General features: G+C 70.0%; 9 protein-coding genes. 3 read left to right on the top strand and 6 right to left on the bottom strand.

Translation table 11 applies throughout. The annotated features are described in order from the left end of the window. Positions 1-276: 276 nt before the first annotated feature. Positions 277-687: a VOC family protein gene (locus ACFCZ1_RS11195; RefSeq protein ID WP_376678107.1), complete on the bottom strand. Its 411-nt coding sequence runs from the start codon at positions 685-687 to the stop codon at positions 277-279. A 284-nt stretch (positions 688-971) separates the two neighbouring features. Between ACFCZ1_RS11195 and ACFCZ1_RS11190 the strand changes: the two genes are divergently transcribed. Both ACFCZ1_RS11190 and ACFCZ1_RS11185 read left to right on the top strand, forming a co-directional pair. Beyond that, positions 972-1,676, top strand: a complete 705-nt coding sequence (locus ACFCZ1_RS11190; protein ID WP_376678106.1) for a hypothetical protein — start codon at positions 972-974, stop codon at positions 1,674-1,676. 312 nt (positions 1,677-1,988) lie between these two features. Next, on the top strand, positions 1,989-2,324 hold the full coding sequence (locus tag ACFCZ1_RS11185; protein ID WP_376678105.1) for a hypothetical protein: 336 nt from the start codon (positions 1,989-1,991) through the stop codon (positions 2,322-2,324). Between the two features lie 15 nt (positions 2,325-2,339). Here the strand turns inward: ACFCZ1_RS11185 and ACFCZ1_RS11180 are convergent, their stop codons facing one another. Next, positions 2,340-3,632: an IS256 family transposase gene (locus ACFCZ1_RS11180; RefSeq protein ID WP_376678104.1), complete on the bottom strand. Its 1,293-nt coding sequence runs from the start codon at positions 3,630-3,632 to the stop codon at positions 2,340-2,342. 345 nt (positions 3,633-3,977) lie between these two features. Here ACFCZ1_RS11180 and ACFCZ1_RS11175 point away from each other — a divergent pair, with 345 nt between their 5' ends. Continuing rightward, the gene (locus ACFCZ1_RS11175; protein WP_376678103.1) at positions 3,978-4,490 is read left to right on the top strand and encodes a S1 RNA-binding domain-containing protein; all 513 of its coding nucleotides are present in this window, start codon (positions 3,978-3,980) and stop codon (positions 4,488-4,490) included. Between the two features lie 216 nt (positions 4,491-4,706). Here ACFCZ1_RS11175 and ACFCZ1_RS11170 read toward each other — a convergent pair whose 3' ends face one another. The 4 genes from ACFCZ1_RS11170 to ACFCZ1_RS11155 all read right to left on the bottom strand — a co-directional run bounded on the left by ACFCZ1_RS11170 (position 4,707) and on the right by ACFCZ1_RS11155 (position 8,889). Next, entirely contained in the window at positions 4,707-5,171 is a 465-nt protein-coding gene (locus ACFCZ1_RS11170) for an ATP-binding protein (RefSeq protein WP_376678102.1), read from the bottom strand. A 372-nt stretch (positions 5,172-5,543) separates the two neighbouring features. Further along, entirely contained in the window at positions 5,544-6,488 is a 945-nt protein-coding gene (locus ACFCZ1_RS11165; protein ID WP_376678101.1) for an acyl-CoA dehydrogenase family protein, read from the bottom strand. 5 nt (positions 6,489-6,493) lie between these two features. After that, entirely contained in the window at positions 6,494-7,687 is a 1,194-nt protein-coding gene (locus ACFCZ1_RS11160; RefSeq protein WP_376678100.1) for an acyl-CoA dehydrogenase family protein, read from the bottom strand. After that, on the bottom strand, positions 7,687-8,889 hold the full coding sequence (locus ACFCZ1_RS11155; RefSeq protein WP_376678099.1) for an amidohydrolase family protein: 1,203 nt from the start codon (positions 8,887-8,889) through the stop codon (positions 7,687-7,689). The genes ACFCZ1_RS11160 and ACFCZ1_RS11155 overlap by 1 nt, the downstream gene beginning before the upstream one ends. Positions 8,890-8,977 lie beyond the last annotated feature (88 nt).

The following is an 8,977-nucleotide window of genomic DNA, read 5'->3' as shown; positions in this document are numbered from 1 at the left end:
CGGGGGCGCGCCCGCCCCCCGGGGGCCCCGGGCCGCCGCCCTCTCCCCCCCCCCGGGGGGCGCGCCCCGGGGCCCGCCGGGGGGTCGGGGGCCGGCGGCGCCGGGCGGCCCCCCACGGAGGTGCCGGGAGGTGCCGGGAGGTGCCGGGAGGTGCCGGGAGGTGCCGGGAGGTGCCGGGGCGGTGAAACGGCGGTGGTCCCGGACGTGCTGCACGTCCGGGACCACCGCCTTCACCTGCGGGCCCACGCCGGGGTTCCCCGCGCGGCGCCCTGACGCTCAGGCGTCCGCCGCTCCCGTCTCGCCGAGGACTTCCAGGTAGTGCGCGTTGTACATGACGCCCAGGACGTTGCCGAAGGGGTCGATCACGGAAGCGGTGACGAACCCGGGGCCGCGCTCCACCGGGCCCTCGTACTCCTTCGCCCCCATGGCCAGCAGCTTCTCGAAGACCGCCCGTACGTCGTCCACGTGCCAGTACACGACCGCCCCGCCCGGACCGGCCGCCGTCGCCCCGCCGGGCGCGTAGCGGGCGTCGATCAGGCCCAGTTCGTGCTGGTAGTCGCCCAGCCGGAACTCGGCGTAGCCGGGGCGCTCGAAGTACGGCTCGACGCCCAGCAGTTCGGAGTACCAGCGCTTCGCCTCATCCAGGTCGGCGGCCCAGAAACTGACGGTGGTGAGTCCTCGCAACATGTGTCTCCCTGTCCCTTCGCCGCCGCGGAAATCGCGTGTCCGGGCCGCGCGTTCTCCCGCGGCCAAGCCCGACTGTAGCCAGCAAGCAGGACAGATCCTGTCCTAGTTGGGGAGCGTGTCGCCGAAGGGCCGCGGCCTGCGGCGGGACGGGGCGGGACGGCTTCGGGGACCCCCGGCCGGGCGTGCGCCCCGCACCTGGAACCATGAGGTGGACATGACGCGTCACCCCGTTCGCGCGCCACCCCCCGATCCCCTCCCCGCACCCTCAGCAGCAGGAGCAATCCATGGCAAACCCGTACCAGGTCCCGCCGCAGCAGCAGCCCCAGCCCCAGCCCCCCAGACGCCGCACGGGCGGCGGGCTGGCCGGATTCCTGACCGTCGCCCTCATCGTCGGCGGCATCTACGGCCTCTCCCAGTGGCTCGGCGACGCCGGCAGCAAGAAGCCGTCGGCCTCCCCCTCCGCCTCGACGTCGCCCTCGGCCAAGCCTGCCGACCCCGGGAGCCCCGAGTCCTCCTCCGACACCTCCAGTTCGTGGAAGGTCGGCGACTGCGGCGGTCCCGACCCGGCCAACAAGCCCGACGGCTACCGGCCGCAGCGCTGCTCCGACTCCGGCGCCACTTTCAAGGCCATCGACATCAAGGAAGCCAGCATCCTGCCGGGCTCGATCCAGTGCCCGGGGGGCACCGACCTGATGATCGAGGTGAGCATCTCCTACGGCGGCAAGTCGAGCGGCATTCCCACGAACACCGTCTGCGGCCGGAACCTGTCCAACGACCACCCCGGCGACCCGGGCGCCGGCGGCGTCCAGCTGGTGAAGGGCGACTGCGTGACCGATCAGGCCCAGGAAGTCGCCTGCGGCGGTTCGGGTGCGCTCAAGGTGCTCGGCCTGGTCAAGCAGAAGAGCGAGTGCCCGGCGGGCACCACGAACCCGATCAAGCTGATGATGGCCGTCGGCCGCCCCTACGACGTGATCTGCACCGACGGCTGAGCCCCCGCACCCCACGGGCACCGGCCCACGCGCCCCGACCCCACCGCCGCCCCCTCCCCGCCGCTCGTCACACACGGCACGGAGGGGGCGGCCCCGCCATACGGGCATCGACGACCGCACGCTCGGACGTCCCGGAGGGCCATGCCGATTGCTGCCGCAATGCCACGCCACCCGAAGAGGCACCCGCCGCGCGATCACGTGCGGAAACCCCGCGTGGCTCAATGTATGCACTGCCGAACAAGGCAACTCGTCAGTGCGCGTGGATCATGCGAAGGTCTGTTCGCACGACGGGGCGCATTGGGGGGAGCATCGGTGGGGTTCGACGAAGAGTGGGCTCAGTTGCGGGCTAACGCAGTGGACCGTATGGCTGCGGCTCCGGCTGCTGTTGACACCGTCGAGGCTGGTCCGGCCACGGCAACCCGTGAGCGGGCGGTGGCGCGGCTTGCGGACTTCCGCAGCAGCATCTCCCTGATACCGCTGGACGAGCGGGGCAGCCTGTGGACCGCCCAACTCGGCGGCTTGGACTGGATCTGTGCGTTCTCCGGCGAGGAAGCTCTGGCCCGGTTCGCCGAGGCGCGGGGCGAGGGCGGCCAGGAATGGCCATTCCTCCGCATCGCCGGTACGGGGTCTGTCAATCGAACGGTGTAACTGGAGTAGTTGGGATTACTGGCGGGCTGCGGAGAGTCGGCCGTCGAAGGTGATGTCGAAGGCGTTGAGGGCGGTCTTCCAGCGCATGGTCCAGCGGGCCTGGCCCTTGCCGGTCGGGTCGAGCGACATGATGGCCATGTAGACGCACTTCAAAGCGGCGGTCTCGTTCGGGAAGTGCCCGCGGGCCTTGACCGCCCGCCTGATCCTGGCGTTCACCGACTCGATCGCGTTGGTGGTGCAGACGATGCGGCGGATCTCGGTGTCGAAGCGGAGGAACGGGGTGAACTCCTCCCAGGCGTTCTCCCAGAGCCGCACGATCGCCGGATACTTCTTGCCCCAGGCGCCGGCGAACTCGGCGAACCGCTCCAGCGCGGCCTCTTCGGTCGCGGCGGTGTAGACGGGCTTGAGAACCTTCGCGATCTTGTCCCAGTCCTGGCGGGCGGCATAGCGGAAGGAGTTCCGCAGCAGGTGGACCACGCAGGTCTGGACGGTGGTGCGGGGCCAGACGGTCTCGACCGCGTCGGGCAGGCCCTTGAGCCCGTCGCAGACCAGCATCAACACGTCGTTCACGCCGCGGTTCTTGATCTCGGTCAGGATGTGCATCCAGTGCTTGGCGCCCTCGCCGCCGTCGCCGGCCCACAGCCCGAGGATGTCCCGCCGGCCCTCGGCCGTGACGGCCAGTGCCACGTAGATGGGCCGGTTGGCCACAGCGCCGTCGCGGATCTTCACGTGAATCGCGTCGATGAAGATCACCGGGTAGACGGCGTCGAGCGGGCGGTTCTGCCATTCGGCCATGCCGTCCATGACCTTGTCGGTGATGGTGGAGATGGTCTGGCGGGACACCTCGGCGCCATAGACCTCGGCCAGATGGGCCTGGACCTCACCGGTCGTCAGGCCCTTCGCGGACAGCGAGATGACCATCTCGTCCACGCCGGACAGCCGCTTCTGCCGCTTGGCCACGATCTTCGGCTCGAACGAACCCTCACGGTCGCGGGGCACGGCTATCTCCACCGGACCGACGTCCGTGAGCACGGTCTTGGCCCGGGTCCCGTTGCGGCTGTTGCCGCCGTTCTTCCCGGCCGGATCGTGCTTGTCATAGCCGAGATGGTCGGTGATCTCGCCCTCCAGGGCGGACTCCAGCAGCCGCTTGGTCAGCTGCTGAAGCAGCCCGCCCTCACCGGTCAGCTGCAGGCCCTCGGCCTGGGCACGGCCGACCAACTCGTCGATCAGCCGGTCGTCCACTGCCTTCGCCTGCTGCGGCTCGGCTGCCTCGACAGACTCGGCCTCGGTCACGTTGTCACTGGTCATCGATGCATCTTCCTTGATCAGGAGTTACACCGAACGATTTACAGTCCCGAAGAAGTGGCGCGTAGGTATGCAGACCAGGGAGGGTTCGAAGACGGCTATCACGAATATGTAATGAAACCCGGTTTCTTGGAGGCATTTCCGCCTGACGGCCGGCCCGGCGGACCAAGACTCAGGATCCCTCACGACAACAGGCCAACCGAGTGGCAGTGGGTGATCGACCAGGCCGACATCCCTCGCTTCAACGCGTATATCGAAGAAGTGGAATGGATCAACTGGTACGCAGGCCACCGCTGGCTGGACGGGTGACGTCTTGCGCACGTCACACAAAAGGAGATTGCAAGTCAAATGCAGAGGAAAAAACAACTAGAACCTGGGCAAGTTTGCACGGGAGTCGTCTCCGCGGTCAGCGACTTCTATTTGACTATCGACCTGGGAGGGGGAGTGCACGGCACGGTCACACCGGCGAACCTGTCATGGGCCAAGGTAGACCACCCTTCACAGGTGGCACAGGTCGGCCAACAGGTAACTGTCGTATTTCTGAGCATTGATCCAGATCGCGGCAACATTTCTGTATCACTCAAGGATCTCGAACCAGATCCGCTTATTGAGTTCTCCCGGACCCAGCTTGGGAGGATCACCCTCGGCAGAATCACGAAACTCACCGCCATCGGAGCCTTCTTGCGCCTCCCTTCGGGAATCGAAGCGCTTCTACCCAATGCGACGCCCGGGAAGGCGGGCCCTTTCCGATTCGAAGTCGGCAATGAGCTCGCAGTTAGGGTGGAGTACATCAATCTACATCGCCGACAAGTACACGTGGCATTGGCAGAGTCGACACCCAGAACTGACGCACATCAGTGACAAAGGAATACCGGAGCGCCCGGGGAGGTCATCCGGCCGTTCGGCAGTAACCCGTCTACAACCTGCGGGTGGCGGCGGCGCGCGTGCACGCCCCGAGCGCGGCACCGCGGCCGCCACCCCGCGACCCGCACTCGTCAAGGCAGGCCCTTGGCGTCCCCTCGCGTCGAATCGCTCCACACCAGGGTGATCAAGATGTGACGGAACGTCAACACCTCGTTAGAGGTACACGTGCGGTTCCCTCACCGGAGGGTGAATTTCCGAAGGCCTCTCCGCGGCGCGGTCCGCCGCCGCCTTCTCCGCGCGGTCGATCTCGCACCAGATCCTCTTGCCCGCACCCTCGCGCTGCCAGCCCCACCGGTCCGCCAGGCCGTCCACCAGCTCCAGGCCGCGGCCGCCCGTGTCGTCCCCGGCGGCCTGGCGGGGGGCCGGCGCGCGGTCGCTCGCGTCGGCGACCTCGACCCGCACTCCCGGCTCCCCGAACAGCATTCTGAGCACGGCCGGACAGCCCGTGTGCACGACCGCGTTCGTGACCAGCTCGGAGATCAGGAGGATCAGGGTCTCGGCGAGCGGCTCGTCGTCCCCTATGCCCGAGCCCGCCAGCCGGGACCGGGCCCACCGGCGCGCCCGGCCGACTTCGGCGGGGTCCGGTCCTACCTCCAGCTGAACCTGAAGCACCTGCACCGCTCACACCATCCGAACCGGCGGACACTTCGCCTCGCGACAGGATGGAATCACCCGGTGTGATCCCCTTGCGGAGCAGCATGGTTGACATACAGTCACCGCAACAAGCGCTTCGGGCATATTCCCGCGCGAAGGAGTGGGCGTGGTGCATACTGTGCGACGCCTGCGCCGCTCAACCGCTCGCATTCGTGGGAGCGTACCGGAGCGGCCCCCTGCCTACGGGCCGCAAGGGTGCGGGCTCAGGACACAAACCGATATCGACTCTCCGTAATCGGACATGCGTCCCTCGCCGTCCCTCCCGTGCCCTCGCCGACCTTCCCGTGCCCTCGCCGTCCCTCCGGTGCCGTCCGGTGACAATGAGCTACGAGGGCGTTAGGCCGACGACCCCAGCAGTTCCGCCGCCAGCAGTTCCTCCGCCTCCGCCGCGGTCCGCCACTGCTCGGCCCGCACCCAGGCCCGCTTCAGGTGCAGGTGCACCTCCGCCTCCCACGTGAAGCCCATCCCGCCGTGGACCTGGAGACAGTCCCGGGCGCCCAGCACGGCGGCCTCGTCCGCCAGGAGCTTCGCGCCCGCGATCTCCGCGCCGTCCTGCGTCACCGCCGCCGCGTAGACGGCCGTGCGGGCCACCTCCGCCCGTACCAGCATCTGCGCGCACAGGTGCTTGACCGCCTGGAAGGCGCCGATCGGCTGCCCGAACTGCTCGCGCTCCCCGGCGTACCGCACCGCCAGCTCCACCGTGCGCAGCGCGCTCCCCACCTGGAGCGCCGCCGTCAGCAACGCCCCCGTCCGGACGCAGGAGGACGCGTACGGGGACACGTCACCCGCGGACGGGGACGCCACCCGGTGCAGCGGGGTCAGGGGGTCCGCCGAGCGCACCGGTTCCCCCGCCGGCAACTCCCCCGCGAGCGGTTCCGCCGCCGGCGGCTCCGCCGCGCCCAGCACCGCGTCCGCCTCCGCCAGGTGGGCCACCAGGCCCCCGCCCAGGTCGAAGGCGGTCACCACGGCCGTGCCCGCCGCCGCCCCCGGGACCACTCCGGCCGCCAGGTGCGTGGCCACCAGCGGTCCCGGCAGCAGGACCCGCCCGGCCTCCTCGAAGACCAGGACCGCCTCCGGCAGGCCCAGCCCCACGCCCCCCGCGGCCTCCGGCAGCCGCAGCGCGAAGAACCCGGCCTCGCCCAGCTCCCGCCACAGCCCCCGGTCCACGGCGCCGCCCGCGTCCACCGACGCCCGCAGCGCCTCCCGCCCGTACCGCCCCGCCAGCAGGTCCCGCACGCCCGCCCGCAGGTCCCGCTGGTCCTCGGTCAGCTGGAAGTCCACTTCCCTCACCGGCCCTTCGGGAGGCCGAGGATCCGCTCGGCGACGATGTTCCGCTGGATCTGCGAGGTGCCGGCCGCGATGGTGTACGAGAGGGACGAGAGCCGGTCCAGGACCCATTCCTCCTCCGTCACCAGCGAGTCGGCCCCCAGCACCTGGGCCGCCGTGTCGTACAGCTCCTGGCGCGCGTGCGAGTAGGCGAGCTTGAAGACGGAGCCGCCGATGCCCGGAACCCCGCCAGCACCCCTCCGGGTTCCCGGCTCCGCCCGCACAGCGGAGGCCCCCGCCGCCTCGCTGACGTTCCACTGCGTGAGCCGCCACAGGGCGCCGAACTCCCCGTGCAGCCGCCCCAGCCTGCGCCGCAGCACCGGGTCGTCCCAGCGCCCGTTCGCCCTGGCCCTGCGCGCGAGCTCGCCCAGGGTCCGGCGGCAGGCGACGACTTCGCCGACGAAGGCGGTGCCCCGCTCGAAGGACAGGGTCACCATGGTGACCCGCCAGCCGTCGTTCTCCGCCCCGACCCGGTGGCCGACCGGGACCCGTACCTCGTCCAGGAACACCTCCGCGAACTCGGTCGATCCCGCGAGGGTGCGCAGCGGCCGTACGGTCACCCCCGGCGCGTCCATCGGCATGGCCAGCCAGGAGATCCCCCGGTGCTTCGGCGCGGCCGGGTCGGTGCGCACGAGCAGCTCGCACCAGTCGGCGACCTCCGCGTGGGAGGTCCAGATCTTCGACCCGGTGATCACGTACTCGTCGCCGTCGCGGACCGCCCGCGTGCGCAAGGAGGCCAGGTCGGAGCCCGCGTCCGGCTCGCTGAAGCCCTGGCACCACACCTCGTCGCCCCGCAGTACGGGCGGCAGCCAGCGCGCCCGCTGCTCCGCCGTGCCCTCGACGGCGATGGTCGGGCCCGCGTGCAGCAGCCCGACGAAGTTCGCGCCGACGTACGGGGCCCCCGCGCGCTCCGTCTCCTCCAGGAAGATCAGGTGCTGGGTCGGGGTGGCCCCGTGCCCGCCCGCGTCCACCGGCCAGTGCAGGCCGGCGTACCCGGCGTCGTACAGCCGGCGCTGCCAGCCGAGGTCGTACGCGCGGCGCCCCGGCCAGTCGTCCGGGGACGGCTTGGCGGGCAGCTCGGACAGCACCTTGCCCAGCCATTCGCGCAGCCGCGCCCGGAAGTCCCGTTCCTCCTCGGTGTAGGTCAGGTCCATCAGCGGCTCTCGTCCAGATCCAGGCCGAGCATGCGGATGGCGTTGCCGCGCATCAGCTTGTAGACCGTCTCCTCGTCCAGCCCCTTCACGTGGTCGAGGGCGACCTCCTTGGTGTGCGGGAAGGTCGAGTCCACGTGCGGGTAGTCGGTCTCGAAGGTGGCGTTGTCGCGCCCGACCACGTCGAGCGAGGCGATGCCGTGTTTGTCCCGGAAGAAGCAGCAGAACATCTGCCGGTAGTAGTACGTGGACGGCGGCTCGGGGATCAGGTCGCGGACCCCGCCCCACGCGCGGTGCTCCCGCCAGACGTCGTCGGCGCGCTCCAGGGCGTACGGGATCCACCCCATCTGCCCCTCGCTGTAGGCGAGTTTCAGCGCCGGGAACTTCACCAGCACCCCGCTGAACAGGAAGTCCATCATCGAGGCCATCGCGTTGTTGAAGCTGAGCGAGGCCTGGACGGCGGGCGGCGCGTCGGGCGAGGCCGCGGGCATCTGGGAGCTGGACCCGATGTGCATGTTGACCACCGTGCCGGTCTCCTGGCAGACGGCGAAGAAGGGGTCCCAGTAGCCCGAGTGGATCGACGGCAGCCCCAGGTAGGTCGGGATCTCGGAGAAGGTCACCGCCCGGACGCCCCGGGCCGCGTTGCGGCGGACCTCGGCGACCGCGAGGTCGATGTCCCACAGCGGGATGATGCAGAGCGGGATCAGCCGGCCGCCGCTGTCGCCGCACCACTCCTCGACCATCCAGTCGTTGTAGGCGCGGACGCACGCGAGCGCCACTTCCTTGTCGCGGGCCTCGGCGAAGGTCTGGCCGCAGAACCGCGGGAAGGTCGGGAAGCACAGCGAGGCCTCGACGTGGTTGAGGTCCATGTCGGCGAGGCGCGCCTTGGGGTCCCAGCAGCCTCGCCGCATCTCCTCCCGGGTGATCCCCTCCAGCGTCATGTCGTCGCGGTCGAAGCCGACGGCGGCGATGTTGCGCTTGTACGGGAACTTCAGGTCCTCGTAGATCCACCAGTCGGTCGGCGGGCCGTCGGGGTCCATGGAGATCACGTACTTGCCCCCCGTGTACTGGAGCTCGCCGATGCCGGCGGTGAGCGCCTTGGGCCCGCGGTCCCGGTACCTGGCCGGCAGCCAGACGTCGAACAGGTGGGCGGGCTCGATCACGTGGTCGTCGACGCTGATGATCCGAGGCAGTCCCAGTTCCATGACAGTCTCCCCAATTCCCCGGTCCAACTGATCTGATGGGTCGTCAGAAACAAGCTAGCCCCGCCACCCCTGGACCGACAAGCGTCGG

This window comes from Streptomyces sp. NPDC056224 (genome assembly GCF_042267665.1).
GTDB lineage: Bacteria > Actinomycetota > Actinomycetes > Streptomycetales > Streptomycetaceae > Streptomyces.
The sequence above is the reverse complement of the archived record's forward strand: the minus strand, read 5'-3'. Positions and strand labels throughout refer to the sequence as shown.